Annotated in this window: 11 protein-coding genes and 2 pseudogenes; 11 read left to right on the forward strand and 2 right to left on the reverse strand. The window is 41.1% G+C overall.

The window, feature by feature from the left end:
- Positions 1 to 10 precede the first annotated feature (10 nt).
- From ACIQXV_RS13980 to pruA, 9 genes and pseudogenes are all read left to right on the forward strand, one after another.
- The gene (locus ACIQXV_RS13980; protein ID WP_402959783.1) at positions 11 to 1,060 is read left to right on the forward strand and encodes a DUF3048 domain-containing protein; all 1,050 of its coding nucleotides are present in this window, start codon (positions 11 to 13) and stop codon (positions 1,058 to 1,060) included.
- A gap of 66 nt (positions 1,061 to 1,126) precedes the next feature.
- A complete protein-coding gene (locus ACIQXV_RS13985) occupies positions 1,127 to 1,441 on the forward strand; it encodes a YerC/YecD family TrpR-related protein (protein ID WP_402959785.1) in 315 nt (104 codons plus the stop codon).
- 158 nt (positions 1,442 to 1,599) lie between these two features.
- A complete protein-coding gene (gene pcrB, locus ACIQXV_RS13990; protein WP_402959786.1) occupies positions 1,600 to 2,283 on the forward strand; it encodes a heptaprenylglyceryl phosphate synthase in 684 nt (227 codons plus the stop codon).
- 71 nt (positions 2,284 to 2,354) lie between these two features.
- A pseudogene (locus ACIQXV_RS13995) lies at positions 2,355 to 3,038 on the forward strand (UvrD-helicase domain-containing protein); the annotation flags it as partial.
- A gap of 805 nt (positions 3,039 to 3,843) precedes the next feature.
- On the forward strand, positions 3,844 to 5,646 hold the full coding sequence (ltrA, locus tag ACIQXV_RS14000; protein WP_402960032.1) for a group II intron reverse transcriptase/maturase: 1,803 nt from the start codon (positions 3,844 to 3,846) through the stop codon (positions 5,644 to 5,646).
- Positions 5,647 to 5,742: 96 nt separating this feature from the next.
- Positions 5,743 to 7,320 (forward strand): annotated as a pseudogene (locus tag ACIQXV_RS14005) (3'-5' exonuclease); the annotation flags it as partial.
- A gap of 84 nt (positions 7,321 to 7,404) precedes the next feature.
- Complete coding sequence (gene ligA / locus ACIQXV_RS14010; protein ID WP_402959788.1) at positions 7,405 to 9,411, forward strand: NAD-dependent DNA ligase LigA; 2,007 nt, start codon at positions 7,405 to 7,407, stop codon at positions 9,409 to 9,411.
- A gap of 13 nt (positions 9,412 to 9,424) precedes the next feature.
- Positions 9,425 to 10,585 (forward strand): CamS family sex pheromone protein, encoded by a 1,161-nt coding sequence (locus ACIQXV_RS14015; protein ID WP_402959790.1) that lies wholly within the window; start codon positions 9,425 to 9,427, stop codon positions 10,583 to 10,585.
- 348 nt (positions 10,586 to 10,933) lie between these two features.
- Positions 10,934 to 12,481 (forward strand): L-glutamate gamma-semialdehyde dehydrogenase, encoded by a 1,548-nt coding sequence (gene pruA / locus ACIQXV_RS14020; protein WP_402959791.1) that lies wholly within the window; start codon positions 10,934 to 10,936, stop codon positions 12,479 to 12,481.
- 304 nt (positions 12,482 to 12,785) lie between these two features.
- On the opposite strand, the gene ACIQXV_RS14025 is transcribed toward pruA, so the two are convergent.
- The gene (locus tag ACIQXV_RS14025; protein ID WP_402959792.1) at positions 12,786 to 13,601 is read right to left on the reverse strand and encodes a hypothetical protein; all 816 of its coding nucleotides are present in this window, start codon (positions 13,599 to 13,601) and stop codon (positions 12,786 to 12,788) included.
- Positions 13,602 to 13,841: 240 nt separating this feature from the next.
- On the opposite strand from ACIQXV_RS14025, the gene ACIQXV_RS14030 reads away from it, so the two are divergent.
- Both ACIQXV_RS14030 and ACIQXV_RS14035 read left to right on the forward strand, forming a co-directional pair.
- On the forward strand, positions 13,842 to 14,069 hold the full coding sequence (locus tag ACIQXV_RS14030) for a hypothetical protein (RefSeq protein ID WP_402959794.1): 228 nt from the start codon (positions 13,842 to 13,844) through the stop codon (positions 14,067 to 14,069).
- Positions 14,070 to 14,092: 23 nt separating this feature from the next.
- Positions 14,093 to 15,079 (forward strand): hypothetical protein, encoded by a 987-nt coding sequence (locus ACIQXV_RS14035; protein ID WP_402959796.1) that lies wholly within the window; start codon positions 14,093 to 14,095, stop codon positions 15,077 to 15,079.
- Positions 15,080 to 15,136: 57 nt separating this feature from the next.
- On the opposite strand, the gene ACIQXV_RS14040 is transcribed toward ACIQXV_RS14035, so the two are convergent.
- The gene (locus tag ACIQXV_RS14040; RefSeq protein WP_402959797.1) at positions 15,137 to 16,018 is read right to left on the reverse strand and encodes an alpha/beta fold hydrolase; all 882 of its coding nucleotides are present in this window, start codon (positions 16,016 to 16,018) and stop codon (positions 15,137 to 15,139) included.
- Positions 16,019 to 16,091 lie beyond the last annotated feature (73 nt).

Here is a 16,091-nt window from a genome sequence, read left to right on the forward strand (position 1 = left end):
TGTTCATATAATGAAAAAATGGGCTGTTGCCGTGGCAGCTATCGCTTTATTGTTCTCTGGATGCAGTAATAAAGAAAAAGCTAATGAGCCAGTAAAGAAGGAAAAAGTGGTTGAAAAGGTTGTGGAAAAAGAAGTAGAGAAGCCGGAATTCCCATATTATTTTCCACTAACAGGAGTTGGCTCGCAAACAAGTACAGAAGAAAGAGCCATCGCAGTTATGGTCAATAACCACCCTAAAGCAAGGCCGCAATCAGGCTTGAATAAGGCCGACATTGTCTACGAAGTCCTTGCAGAAGGTGATATCACCCGCTTCCTTGCTGTTTTTCAAAGTGAAAAGCCCGCGAATATCGGACCGGTTCGGAGTGCACGGGACTATTATATCGAGTTAGCCAAGGGCCTGGGTGCTCTTTATGTTGCCCATGGCTATAGCCCTGAGGCAAAAGAAATGCTCGACAGCAATTATATCGATAATATAAACGGGATGGTCTATGATGGTACGTTATTTAAACGATCAAGTGCGCGAAAAGCACCTCATAACTCCTATATTACGTATGAAAATGTTTTAAAAGGGGCGGAGCAAAAAAAGTATTCGATGGAAAAGAGCCCGCCAAGCTTCACTTTTTTAACTGATGAAGAAAGCAAAAATATTGCCGGTAACGAGGCAAAATCCGTGAGTATAACCTATTCAGCGGACGGCATATCGAATTCGAAATACCAGTTTGATGCAGCACAGGGAAAATACACAAGATTCTCCAGCGGGGAACAAACAGTGGACTTAGAGACCGGCGAACCGATATTGCTGGATAATATTTTTATTATCGAAGCCGTGCACAAATTAATTGATTCATACGGCCGCCGCGATATAGATTTACAATCAGGCGGTAAAGGCTACCTAGTGCAAATGGGTAAAGTGAACGAAGTGAACTGGGAGAATAAAAATGGCCGGATTGTTCCGATAAAGGACGGAGAAGAGGTAAAATTAGTTCAAGGCAGAACATGGGTAAATGTTGTTCCGACAAATCCTGGGCTGCAAGGCAGCGTTTCATTTAATGTTGAATAAATTTCCCCGTACTATCGGGCAGCTGGTTGAAAATTTTACTTTATTTAAATTAAAGGGGTAAAAAATATGCAAATCAATAAATTACGAGGCAAAGAACTCGATCAATTATTTCAAGCTGTTCTTTCACTAAAGGATTTGGAAGAATGCTATCGCTTTTTTGATGATTTATGCACCATCAATGAAATTCAATCGTTATCACAGCGCCTGGATGTAGCAAGAATGCTTCGCGAAGGTAACACATATCATAAAATCGAAACAGAAACAGGGGCAAGCACGGCGACCATTTCACGTGTAAAACGCTGTTTAAACTTTGGAAACGATACGTATGAAATGGTGCTTGAGCGCATTAAAGAAGAAAACAGTTCAGTTTCAGAGGAATAAGAAAAGCGAACGCAATGAATCGAACCGGAGAGGCCACTCTTCGGTTTTTTCCTTTTGTCTGGATATGATTTCTATATTTAGATTCATTGTTTTATTTTTTTATCGTTTCTTCAAATGTTATAATGGTGAAATGGACTATAGGTGGGAGGATTCTTTCGATGTATGATTTTCGCGAGTGGCGGCATGTGTTTAAACTCGATCCAAATAAAGAAATAACAGACGATCAATTAGAAAAAATCTGTGAATCAGGGACAGATGCGGTAATTGTAGGCGGAACGGACGGGGTGACACTTGAAAACGTCCTTGACCTAATGGCCAGAGTTCGCCGTTATACAGTTCCGTGTGTCCTTGAAGTATCAAGCATTGAGACCGTTACACCTGGATTTGACCTTTATTTTATCCCAACGATTTTAAATAGCGATGATACAAAGTGGATTACGGGGCTGCACCATCAGGCCGTAAAGGAATTTGGCGAGATCATGAATTGGGAAGAATTCGCCATGGAAGGCTATTGTATCTTAAACGAGGATTGCAAGGCAGCGCAATTAACGTCAGCCAATGCAAAATTGACAATCGATGACGTTAAGGCCTATGCGCTGATGGCTGAAAAAATGTTTCAGCTGCCGATTTTTTATTTAGAATATAGCGGTAAATATGGGGATCCAGCATTAGTAGCTGATGTGAGACAGGTGCTTGAAAAAACAACCCTTTTTTACGGCGGCGGTATAGCAACCATTGAACAAGCTTCAGAAATGGCCAAGCATGCCGATGTGATTGTCGTTGGAAATGTTATTTATGAAGATTTTGATCGAGCCTTAGAAACAATTAAATCGGTTAGATAGAATTTGCTTCAGCAGGAAAAGAACGGTAAAATAAAAATAAGAACAAATGTTTGTAAATGGTGGTGGAAAAAATGCAATTTTTAACAGATAAGCTTTTAAACGGACTGAACCCGGAACAGCAAAGTGCTGTAAAAGCAACAGATGGCCCGCTTCTATTGATGGCGGGCGCCGGAAGTGGAAAAACAAGAGTATTAACACACCGAATTGCTTACTTAATAGTGGAAAAACGTGTAAACCCTTATAACATTTTAGCGATTACGTTTACAAACAAGGCAGCTCGAGAAATGAAGGAACGGATCAGCAGAATGATGGGCGGGGCTGCCGATGAAATTTGGATTTCCACATTTCACTCGATGTGTGTACGGATTTTGCGCCGGGATATCGACCGGATGGGCTTCAATCGAAATTTTACGATTCTGGATACAACCGACCAGCAATCGGTGATTAAAGGAATCCTCAAGGACAAAAATCTCGATCCGAAGAAGAATGACCCACGGGCCATTTTGGGATCGATCAGCTCAGCTAAGAACGAATTAATTACTCCTGAAGAATATGCGAAAACCGCCGGTGGTTATTTTGAACAAACAGTTAGTGAAGTTTACACGGAATATCAAAAGCGGTTACGGAAAAATCAAGCACTTGATTTCGATGATTTAATCATGATGACGATTCAATTGTTCCAACGGGTACCGGAAGTCCTCGAATTTTATCAACGCAAATTTCAATATATTCATGTTGATGAGTATCAGGATAGTGCGACACGTTGCTAACTGAAAAGGTTAGCCACTAGATTAATTCTAGGAGAACTGAGAATCTGAAGAGTCGAATGATGGGGTAACGCCCTGAAAGGCTCGCCTAATCCTCCGAATAGCGTTCGGGTGGTGCAAAACACCTGAGGGTTATAAGCTCGGTGAAGTCGGTTGAAGGTCATCCTAACGTAAAGTCGAGGAAAACTCTCTGGAGGCAGAGGGTATGGCTGATAGACCGGGGTTCTACAAAATATCTATGATGAGAATGTAGATGAAACAACCATCTATGGACAAAATTCCGAATGTACGGCTCTAGAGGTATAGCTATTCGAAATGGATAGTCCTTCATGTAAGGGTTAGTGAGGTAGAGTAAGATTTGTCTTTATGAAATACCTTATGGTGTTACAGGCACCATCCAGCTAACAGGGCTAGAGGAATCATCTAAGGGTATATGTATAGATAGGATTCTTGGAACGTGGTAAGCCGATAACGTGGAGAGTTTGCACTCGGTGAAGCGGTGTTAGGAAAGCATTCTAAATGTATAACTAACTTTATATCGGTGAAGGTGGTGGCACAGTACCTTTGAAGCTGTGATAACAAGCAGTGGAGGGATAGCCACTAGTCAACTAATAGAAGACGGACATTTAATACACAGAAATCAGGTTCGGGTATGACTAAGAGAAGTGAAAGCTGAAATTTACAAATCGCTTAGGTTTGTAAATGAGGTGAGTAATTGACTGATTCCAAAACAAAACCGAAGAAGTTTAAACGGCAAAAGCTGAGAAATAATGAATATTACAACACGCAAAATATGTTCGACAATCTTTACAAGTTAAGTTCAGACGGAAAGGTTTTTAACAGCCTCTATGACCTAGTAGTCCATCCTGCTAATGTTAAACTTGCCTTTCGAAACATTAAGAAGAATCAAGGCAGCAAAACGGCTGGAGTAAACCAAAACACCATCTTTGAAGTGGGCCTTAGAAGTCCTGAAACACTTGTGAAGTATGTTAAAAACAGACTTGAGGATTTTAAACCTCATATAGTTAGACGTAAGGAAATTCCAAAACCTAATGGTGGAGTTAGACCGCTCGGAATACCAACAATCGAAGATAGACTTATTCAGCAGTGTCTTAAACAGGTACTAGAGCCTATATGCGAAGCTAAGTTTCACAAACATAGTTATGGTTTCCGACCTAACCGCGGAACACTGCACGCATTTTCAAGAGCGGTCACACTAGCTAATATAAACAAGCTGCACTATGTTGTAGATGTTGATATTAAAGGCTTCTTTGATAACGTTGACCACGGAAAACTACTAAAACAACTCTGGTCATTAGGAATTAGGGATAAACGAATACTATCGATAATAAGTAAACTTCTCAAAGCTGAAATCAAGGGAATAGGGATACCGACAAAAGGTACTCCGCAGGGTGGAATTATTTCGCCACTCCTTTCAAACGTGGTTTTGAATGAATTTGATTGGTGGATTAGTAACCAGTGGGAAACATTTGAGACCGTGCGGGATTATGTAAGGTACCGTGTAATTGGAAGTAAGATGCGGAAAGACCAATCAATGAAGTACAGAGAGCTTAAACGTACTTCAAAATTGAAGGAAATGTTTATTGTCAGATACGCAGATGACTTTAAAATTTTCTGTCGAGACCATAAATCAGCATTTACTGTATTTGAAGCAGTAAAGAAATGGTTAAAAGAGAGATTAGGCTTAGAGATTAGTCACGAAAAGTCGAAAGTAGTAAACTTACGAAAAAACTATTCTGAGTTCCTTGGATTCAAATTCAAGGTGATTCCAAAAGGTAAAAAGGCTGTTGTAAAATCGCAAATATCGGATAAAGCCAAACGAAAAACAGTTGAAAAGATTAAGACCAAGTTAAAGAGTATACACAGGCTGCAAAAAAAAGCCGAAGTAACAAAGCTTAACTCTACAATTCTTGGCTCCCACAACTACTATCGACAGGCAACCGAAGCGGTCAAAGATTTCAGCGAAATTGCATACTCGGTCAAACGAATCCTGTACAACAAATTAAAGAAGGTTAAAAGCAAAAATGGTGTGGTAACGAAATATCATCAAATTGCTTACAACGATTATCTTGGAAAGAAGAAAATCTTTGCTTGTGGGTTGGCCCTATTTCCAATAGATGGGGTGAAACACAAGAAACCAATAAACTTCACTCAAGAGAAAAACAGTTATACTGCAGAAGGAAGAGTCTTGATTCATAGCAATCAGGAAGCCGTTCCACCCTTTATGGTTCACTATCTGATGGAAAATCCAATAAAGTCCGAAAGTATGGAGTACAATGATAATCGATTATCTAAGTACATCGCACAATTAGGAAAATGTGGAATCACGGGCAGTGAATTGGAGATAGGCAATATGGAACTTCACCATAAGGAACCAAAATCAAAAGGTGGAACAGACACTTATCAAAATTTATTGTTCATCACAAAAGATGTTCATAAATTAATTCACGCAGTCAATGACAAAACCATTAAGAAATATTTATCAATACTAAATCTTAATGAGGAAAAACTGAGTAAAGTTAACGACCTTCGTAAACGTGTTGGGAACTGTGTAATAAATAATGTAACGAGCTAGTAGTTGATGGGGTGCCGTATGAGGTGAAAGTCTCACGTACGGTACTAAGCGGGGGAAAAGACGGAGATAACTTCAAACTCTTACCTATCGCAACCCAACAGAGCGCAGTATATGTTAGTTAAATTGCTGGCGAATCGTTTTCAAAATCTTTGTGTTGTCGGGGATTCCGATCAGTCGATTTACAAATGGCGCGGCGCCGATATTGCCAATATTCTTTCGTTTGAAAAAGACTATCCGAGGGCGGAGGTAATTCTTCTCGAGCAGAACTACCGCTCGACAAAACGCATTCTGCTTGCGGCCAATAAAGTGATTGAAAACAACATGAACCGTAAGGCGAAAAATCTTTGGACAGAAAACCCTGAAGGAAATAAACTAGTTTACTATCGTGCTGACAGTGAGCAGGGCGAAGCCCAATTTGTTGCCGGAAAGATTAAGGAATTAACCCGAGACGGCAAAAAACTTTCAGATATTGCAATCCTTTATCGCACAAACGCACAATCCCGTGTTATGGAGGAAGTTTTACTTAAATCGAATATCGAATACGCCATTGTTGGCGGCATTAAGTTCTATGACAGGAAAGAAATCAAGGATATGCTTGCGTATTTGCGTTTGATTTCCAATCCGGACGATGACATCAGCTTGCAGCGTGTGATCAATGTTCCGAAACGCGGAATTGGCTCAACCTCGCTTGATAAAATCGCTAATTTTGCTGTAATGCATGATATTTCCTTATACCAGGCATTGGACTCGATTGAATTAATCGGCCTAAGTCCGAAAATCACAAAAGCAGCACGAGAATTCCGCGATTTAATTCGCAATTATACGAATATGCAAGAGTTCCTTTCCGTAACAGAGCTCGTAGAAGAAGTTCTGGAAAAGACGGGTTATCGGGAAATGCTTAAGGCAGAGAAGTCATTGGAAGCCCAAAGCCGCTTAGAAAACCTTGAGGAATTATTATCGGTAACGAAAAACTTTGAAGAATCAAGTGAAGATAAGACCTTAGTGGCCTTCTTAACGGATCTAGCACTTGTTGCGGATATTGATTCGCTTGATGAAGATGGGGAAAAGATCGATTCAATCACCTTAATGACCTTGCACTCGGCAAAAGGATTGGAATTCCCGGTTGTCTTCTTGATAGGTCTCGAAGAAGGAGTCTTTCCACACAGCAGATCCCTAATGGAAGAAACAGAAATGGAAGAAGAACGCAGGTTGGCCTATGTCGGCATTACCAGGGCAGAGCAGAATTTATTTATCACAAATGCGCAAATGAGAACCTTGTTTGGGAGAACCAATATGAATCCGGCATCAAGGTTTATCGCTGAAATCCCGGAGGACCTAATCGAAGGCGTGGAACCGGAGAAACGAATGAATACCCCATTTGGTTCTGGCGGAAGAACATTTGGATCTTCTGGAACTGCTTTTGGTTCCTCTAGAAGCTCTTTCGGCACTCCAGCTGCACCAAGAAAACCGGTGATGCGTCCAGTTTCAGCCGCTTCCGGCGGGGAAGAACTCGGCTGGAAGGTTGGCGATAAAGCGGCACACGGTAAATGGGGAATCGGAACCGTCGTAAGTGTAAAAGGCCAAGGAGAAGGAACTGAGCTTGATATTGCCTTCCCGAGCCCTGTTGGGATTAAACGCTTATTGGCGAAATTTGCCCCTATTAAAAAGGCATAATATAGTTAAGGTTTTATTGCCCGTTAATACGGGAAAAAAGCGCGCTCTCTAGCGCGGGGATTACCTAATGAAAGGGCTGGATATATGGACCTTCAAATCGCTGAGCAAAAAATCAATGAAATCAGAAGCCTATTAAATCAATATGGCTATGAATATTATGTGTTAGACAACCCATCTGTCCCGGATGCGGAGTATGATCAGCTCATGCATGAGCTTTTAGAGCTAGAGGAAAAGTTCCCACAGCTAAAAACTTCGGATTCCCCCTCGGTCCGTGTTGGCGGTGCGGTGCTTGATCTGTTTGAAAAGGTCGAGCATCGTACACCAATGTTAAGTTTGGGTAATGCCTTTAACGAACTAGATTTAAGGGATTTCGATCGTCGAGTTCGACAAGCTGTAGGGGATAACGTTTCCTATGTTTGTGAGTTGAAAATTGATGGCCTTGCCGTTTCATTAAGGTATGAGGATGGATTGTTTGTTCAAGGCGCGACCCGTGGTGATGGAACAATCGGTGAAGATATTACCGCAAATTTAAAAACAATCAAATCCATCCCCCTTCGCTTACGGGAAAATGTTTCCTTAGAGGTTCGAGGCGAGGCCTACATGCCAAAACGCTCGTTTGAAGCATTGAATAAAGCGAGAGAAGAGCGAGGCGAGGATCTGTTTGCCAACCCAAGAAATGCAGCTGCCGGATCGCTCAGGCAACTTGACCCGAAAATTGCTGCATCGAGAAGGCTGGATGTCTTTTTATACGGGATTGGCAACACTGGAGCAAGCGGAGTTATCTCCCATAGTGAAGGCCTTAATTTCTTGGACCATCTCAGTTTTAAAACGAATAAAGAGCGGAGAAAATGCGCAACGATTGACGATGTCATTTCGTTTGTGAATGGCTGGGTTGAAAAGCGTCCGCATCTACCATATGAAATTGATGGAATTGTAATCAAAGTCGATTCCTTAGAGCAGCAGGCGGAACTTGGCACAACGGCAAAAAGCCCGCGCTGGGCTATTGCGTATAAGTTTCCGGCTGAAGAAGTAGTCACAACTCTTATAGACATCGAATTAAGTGTTGGAAGAACAGGAGTGGTTACACCAACGGCACTGTTAGAACCTGTAAAAGTTGCGGGTTCAACCGTACAGCGTGCATCCTTGCATAACGAAGATTTAATCCGTGAAAAGGATATTAAAATTGGAGATAAAGTTGTCGTTAAGAAGGCTGGCGATATCATTCCGGAAGTAGTCAATGTTCTCGCAGATCAACGGACAGGTGACGAAGTTGATTTCCATATGCCAACACATTGTCCTGAGTGTGAGAGTGAGCTTGTCCGACTCGAAGGTGAAGTTGCATTAAGGTGTATTAATCCGAAATGTCCCGCACAAATTCGTGAAGGCCTGATTCACTTTGTCTCACGCGATGCCATGAACATTGATGGTCTTGGGGAAAAGGTTATCAGCCAGCTTTTTGCTGAAAAATTAATAAGTGATGTAGCAGATATTTATAAGCTTACCCGTGAACAGCTGTTAGCCCTTGAAAGAATGGGGGAAAAATCTGTTTCCAATCTTATAAAGGCAATTGAAATTTCAAAAAGTAATTCCCTTGAAAAGCTGTTATTTGGTCTTGGAATACGTCATGTTGGAGCAAAGGCGGCAAAAACGTTAGCACAACAATTTTTCACCATGGAAAAACTAGCTGAAGCTTCTAAAGAGGATTTAATTGCAGTCAATGAAATCGGTGATAAAATGGCCGATTCCATCGTTGCCTTTTTTGAACAAGAGGAAGCGAAAGAGCTAATCATAGAGCTAGTCACTGTCGGAGTAAATATGGAATATAAAGGGGCGAAGCCCGTTTCCGCTGAAGAATCCGATTCGGTTTTTGCTGGGAAAACAGTTGTCCTTACAGGAAAGCTCGCGCAATTATCCCGTAATGAAGCAAAGGATAAAATTGAAGCGCTTGGCGGCAATGTAGCTGGCAGCGTAAGTAAGAAAACACATCTCGTCATCGCGGGAGAAGATGCGGGTTCCAAGTTAACGAAGGCACAAGAACTGGGTATTGAAGTGTGGGACGAGGAGAAGCTTTTAGTAGAATTAAATAAATAAGAGGTGTATCGACGTGAGAAAGTTCTCATTGCTTGCTCTCTCCCTTGTTTTTTTGCTGAGTGCCTGTGCACCGAACTTCCAAAAGCAAAATGAAGCTGTCCAAACAAAGGAGAAAGTAAAAGGGAAGGCGATTATCCCTAAATATAATATATCGGAAAAGTATTACCGAACCATTTTGCCATTTCAACCAGGGGAAGCGCGTGGAATGGTCGTCAATAATATCAATACAAGATATGACTTAAATGAGTTTGAAATGGGATTAATGAGAATTGCCCAGAATAGCTTTGATACAGAAAAATATTTTTTTCGCGAAGGTCAGGAAGTTAAAGGAAAGACCGTTAGGCAGTGGTTAAACCGCCAATATACCGATGAACAGTTAAAGGAAAAAAATATAAAGGCGGAAGATAATATTGGATTAAACCCTGTTGATACGGGTGCGGCTGGCACTGAACCAACGAGCCCCATCTATCTCGCTCATATTTTAGAACATGACTATTTAACAAAAGATGATAAGGGAAATGTAGCACTCGCAGGCGTCACGTTTGGTCTTGCCTTGAATTCAATCTATTATTATAAATTAACACCGGGTGGAGATACTTTCGAGAAAAAGATTGATTTTGCTGACATGGAAAAGGAAGGCAAAAAACTGGCGGAAGAAGTGGTAAAACGAGCGCGTAATATAAAAAGTTTGAAAGATGTGCCAATTACGATTGCTTTGTTTGAACAAGAAAGTAAATCGTCTGTGACACCAGGCAGATTTTTTGCTTATACCACTGTTGATCAAGGGAATTCCAATTTAAATAATTGGGAAAAGGTAGATGAAAAATACTATTTATTCCCCTCAACTGATGCCACAAATGATCACCGCGATGATACGATTGCGTTCCTAAACTTTAAACAGGACGTAGAAGAATATTTTCCAAACTTTAATGGTGTCATTGGCAGAGCATTTTACACAGGGGATCAGCTTCAGGAATTAAACATCACCATTCCTATCCAATTCTATGGGAAAACAGAGGGAATTGGTTTTACCCAATATGTGACAGGCTTAGTAATGGAACATTTTCCTAAGTATCTTTCTGTTTCGGTAAGTGTGACCTCTGTTGATGGCCCAGAAGCACTAATTGTTCGAAAAGCAAATGAAAATGAACCATTTGTTTATATTTATCAATAAGATTCGGCTGGTGCCGGGTCTTTTTTTTATATAAATTGCACTTCGGAAAATGTCCGGCTCCAAAAACGGGGCTTGCGCTTTTCTTAAAAGATAAAAAGTATAAATTTCGACTTTGGGAATTGTCCAGCTCCAGCCCCCTAGCGGCTAGTGTCCTTCGCTCTCCGCCCTACGATAAGTCAACATCGAATCGCCTCCGGCTCTTCGTGTTTCCTTTATCTCAGTTGGAGCGCTCCAGGCCATACGCCGCTGACCAGGGGGCTTGCGCTTTTCTTATTTGATACTCGCAAATGATTCATGTAAAATGGACTTTGGATGTAAACGTTTTTAATACATAGGAGGGGTTTAGAAATGATACAACCTTACAAGCATGAACCATTTACGGATTTTACGATTGAAGAAAACCGTCAGGCCTATCTTAAAGCGTTAGAAACTGTAGAAGGTTATTTAGGTCAAGATTACGATCTTGTGATCGGCGGAGAAAAAATTACAACTGAAGATAAAATCGTTTCCTATAATCCATCAAATACAGAAGAAGTTATTGGCCGTGTTTCAAAAGCAAACCAGGAGCTTGCTGAAAAGGCAATGCAAGCAGCTGTTCAAGCATTCCAAACATGGAAGAAAACGAAACCGGAAATCCGTGCTGATGTGCTTTTTAAAGCAGCGTCGATTATTCGCCGCCGCAAGCATGAATTTTCAGCGTTAATGACAAAAGAGGCAGGCAAGCCATGGAGAGAAGCAGATGCTGATACAGCAGAAGGTATTGACTTCCTTGAATACTATGGCCGCCAAATGCTGGCACTAAAAGATGGCGTACCAGTACAAAGCCGTCCAAATGAATTTAATCGTTATGACTATATACCGCTTGGTGTGGGTATTATTATTTCACCATGGAACTTCCCGTTTGCCATTATGGCAGGAACAGCAGTAGCGGCGATTGTGTCCGGTAATACGGTCCTATTAAAGCCAGCGTCAACAACACCGATTATTGCAGCAAAATTTGTTGAAGTAATGGAGGAAGCGGGTCTTCCAAAAGGCGTGTTGAACTTTGTACCGGGAAGCGGTTCAGAAGTAGGCGACTATTTAGTAGACCATAAAGATACTCGTTTCATCAGCTTCACAGGTTCTCGTGATGTGGGACTTCGTATTTTCGAACGATCTTCTAAAGTGAACCCTGGACAAGTGTGGATGAAACGGTTGATTGCAGAAATGGGCGGTAAAGATACGATTGTCGTCGACAGTGAAGCAGATCTTGAGCTTGCAGCACAATCCATCGTTGCCGGTGCATTTGGCTTTTCCGGTCAAAAATGCTCTGCCTGTTCTCGTGCCGTCATTGTGGAAGATGTCTATGACCAAGTGTTAAACCGAGCAGTGGAATTAACCAATCAATTAACTGTCGGTGACCCAACAGAGCAAAGTATCTTCATGGGCCCGGTTAACGACAATAATGCATTTAAGAAAATTATGGAATACATTGAAATTGGTAAGGGCGAAGGCAAGCTAATGACTGGCGGTGAAGGCGATAATTCTAAAGGCTACTTCATTAAACCAACGATTATTGCTGACCTTGCTCCAACAGCCCGCATTATGCAAGAAGAAATCTTTGGGCCTGTTGTAGGTTTCACAAAAGCAAAAGATTTCACTGAAGCAATCGAAATTGCCAACAATACTGAGTATGGTTTAACAGGTGCTGTTATCACGAAAAACCGTGCGCACCAAGAACAAGCACGTGAAGATTTCCATGTTGGGAACCTTTACTTCAACCGTTCTTGTACTGGAGCGATCGTTGGCTACCAGCCATTCGGCGGCTTCAACATGTCCGGAACAGACTCAAAAGCAGGCGGTCCTGACTACTTATTGCTTCACATGCAGGCGAAAACAACTTCAGAAATGTATTAATTATTTGTATTTTAAAACCCCTTCTCGGATGAGGAGGGGTTTACTTGTGCTTGTGAGACGCAAATCTGGAGGGTATTGGCTTCAAAACTTGAAGTGAATTTGAGAAATTTGCATTCAATAGAGGGTATTGGCTCCAAAACTCAAAGTGAATTTGGGGAAAGTGCATCCAATAGAGGGTATTGGCATCAAAACTCGAAGCGAGTTTGGGAAAAATGCATCCAATACCAATTCATTGAGTTTTACTTGTTTGCCATTTTTAAAGTGGGCCCCTTCTCCGGGTTAGGTCAGAGAAGGGGGATTTTGACTATTTAATCGGCACGTCGATGACAAATGGAACCGTAAATACCGTACCTTCGTGTTTAAATTGTCCCCAAACTTTATAAACGCCAGCTTCCGGAAAAATCGTCATAAATATCACCTTTGGACCATTTCCTGCTGTCGTCATCGGATGGATGTGTAAATATTTTTCGGCATCCGCACTCATGGCAACCATATGACCCATGGCCCCTAAATAGGGCTGGAGATCTTTGATGGGTTTATTAGTTGCCGCATCGGTAATCGTAAAGGTTAAATGCAACGTTTCACCTGCCGTAAGTTGGCTAAACGAGAGTGTCACTTTTTTCCCATCCACGACTTTGGTTAGCTCCTGATCAGGAACTAATGGCTCTTCCTGTGCGGCCTCTCCTTCTACATGCTGCCAATGACTTTCAATGCTGCTATCGCCGCCCCCCTTTGGCGTAAAATCAGCAATAATCTTATAGTCTCCACCCGCAGGAAAGGTGGTTGTAATTGTAAATTCTCCGTTTTCTTTATATTTTGGGTGGATATGTGAAAAATAAGATAAATCCTTACTAACGATAAATAAATGCATCTTTTTTTCATGAACGGTTTCGAAGGATTTGATGGGCTGATTGGCTTTATCCTTAATGAAAATGGAGATCGGAATTTCCTCGTTCGCTTTTGGATGATCCGCGATTTTCCATTCGGATTTTGTCGGTACGACATTTGTTGGTGTGGCACTCATTTTGTGATCCATCGTTGACTTCGGGACTTTTATCGAATTGCAGGCAGATAGGAATACAGTGGTTAATAGAAGTACGGCAATAATGAAATGCTTCACGGAACATTCTCCTCTCACAACTTAGTCCATTTATTTAATGTACATTACCTATTTGAACCAATGCAAGAATTTTATGTAAATTAACTAGCCAACCAAGTTAAAAATAATCATAATATAGAGAAGGTTAGTTATTTGGAAACATTTTTTCCGAGAATTACGTCTTTAATAAAGAAGATCGTTCCAGTTGATATGGTGTCTAAGTACTATTTAAAAAAGTAAATCAATGGAGGAATTGAGCATTTGATACCGTTATATTTGTTGCATGTGACAGCAGTTGAACACAGTGAAAGCCTTCTATGGACTTTTTTAACCTGTAACGTCTTTGTCGTCACTTCCGGAATTATTTTTATGTATAAGTTATTTACTCAAAAAAAAGTCCGCGTTGCTGGAATCGTCTTTGGAATTGCCTTAGCTATTAACTATATCCTAATAGCCATTTTCGGGGATCCTTTTGACTTACTAGGATAAGGTAAAGAGAGGAGATGAAATGTTTGAAATATTACCGTTTATGGGTTCTGGCCTTTTTATTAAAATTTATTGGATCGGCTTGGGATGCCTCGTATCACTTTAAGTATTTATTTGAAGAATACTCGATTCCGCATATTGTCAATACGTTAGGGTTCGCATTAGGGGGATATTTGTTATTTAAAGAGTGGCGCCAATCTCAATACATGGACAAATTTTCAAGAAATCTGATTACGATTGGATATGTATTATTTTTAATCGGGATCCCGTTAGATTTTACCTATCATATTGCTTATGGCATTGATTTAACCACATGGAGTCCGACCCATTTTATTTATTACATTGCAACGGGTATCATGATATTTGGAGTCTGGCGAGGATATTACTTGTATACCCGGGAGGTAAAGCCGACTTGGAAGTCGATGCATACGTGGTTCGGGATGTTTCTCCTTGAATGCTTGATGTTTCCAAATATGCAGCAGGAAAATGGCGCTATTTCCTATGATCAGTACATCCATGGGAAATCGATTGCTTCACAGGAAATACTTGAGTTGATTTCCGACCCTGCTTCGCAAATTTTCGGCGGCATTCCGGAATGGGTTTATCCAATCTATTCGGTACTGATGGTGGCGTTACTTACAGTGTTAATCATTCGTATCTGTCGTGATTTTACGATTCCGGCAGCGGCAGCGGTTCTCTATATTTTGTTACGATTTGTTGGTAAAGCCATTTTTGCAGCCGTAAGTTATCCAACATCCTATGTACCGATCACCCTAATCCTGATTCCGCTATTCTATTTCTTGTTTAGGAAGACCAGCTGGCTGGCAGGCCTCGCGGGCAGTGTAACCTACTTTCTTGTCCTGTTCGCCATCCATAAGTATGACATACTCATCACACCACCACTCGAATGGTGGGAACTCATCCCCGTTGCCATCATCGGCACACTAGTACCGGTAATCAATGCAATAGTCAAACCACAACTAGCAATAAAAAAAAATAAACAACCCGCATAACGTAAAAAGGGTGTCAGGCACCTTGCGGTGCCTGACACCCTTCTTTGTTTTGGCAAATTATTTATAGTGTAAATGGAGGAATTCTTTAATTTTGTAGTTGATTTCCTTCAGGTGTTTTTGTGATGGGAAGTGGCCCATATCGAGTGATTGATAGTTTGTTAGATTTGGGATGATTTCTTTTGCTGCTTTTTGGATCTTTTTCTCTGGGAAGAATACATCTTTCTGGCCCGCAATGACCATCGTTGGTGCTGTGTAGTTCACTAATTCCGTTTTCTCTGTTAATTTCGGCATTTCTTGTTCGAGTTTCACATATTGAAAGATGTTTCCGAGGACTTCTTTATCGATTTCTTTCATACTGTGCCCCGACATGTTATTGGCTATTTTGTTTATCTGCCTGCCTGAGCCACTAATTTTGAACAGCATTAACGGAACGAGAATTTTTCCAATCATCTCTAATTTAGAACCGAGCTGAATTCCGGCAGGAGATACTAAAACGGAACAAGCTATCTTTTCCGGCATAAAGGCAGCTAACCTTAGAATGATTCCTGCACCATAGGAAGGACCTACGAATGCTGATCGTTCAATATGGAAGTGCGCCATTAATTCTGATATCCACTGTGCAAAACTCTCATCACGTGCGGAAATTCTAGCTTCTTCACTAAATCCAGGATGACCGACTGTATCTGGGGCATAAATTCTGTAGTTTTCTAATAACGGTAAGAACCACGATAAGGTCATTGGATTGATACAATTTCCGCCTTGAAAAATAAAGATGGGCCGTCCATCCTTTGGCCCTGACACTAAAACATGAGTCTTCCCGAATGATGTTTCCACAAAAACTCTATCCAAATCAAGTTCAAGTTCCGCTAAATATTTCTCATAATAATCAAGAATAGTCCGTTTTCCTTTTTCGTTTTTATATATTGTATGGTTACTCATGTAACACCTCAACTATGTTAGATTATTCCAATTACTCCTATTATCAACGGAGTGCAGGCTTTATGACAAATAT

Origin of the sequence: Neobacillus sp. NPDC097160 (genome assembly GCF_044762155.1) — a bacterium.
Taxonomy (GTDB): domain Bacteria; phylum Bacillota; class Bacilli; order Bacillales; family Cytobacillaceae; genus Neobacillus.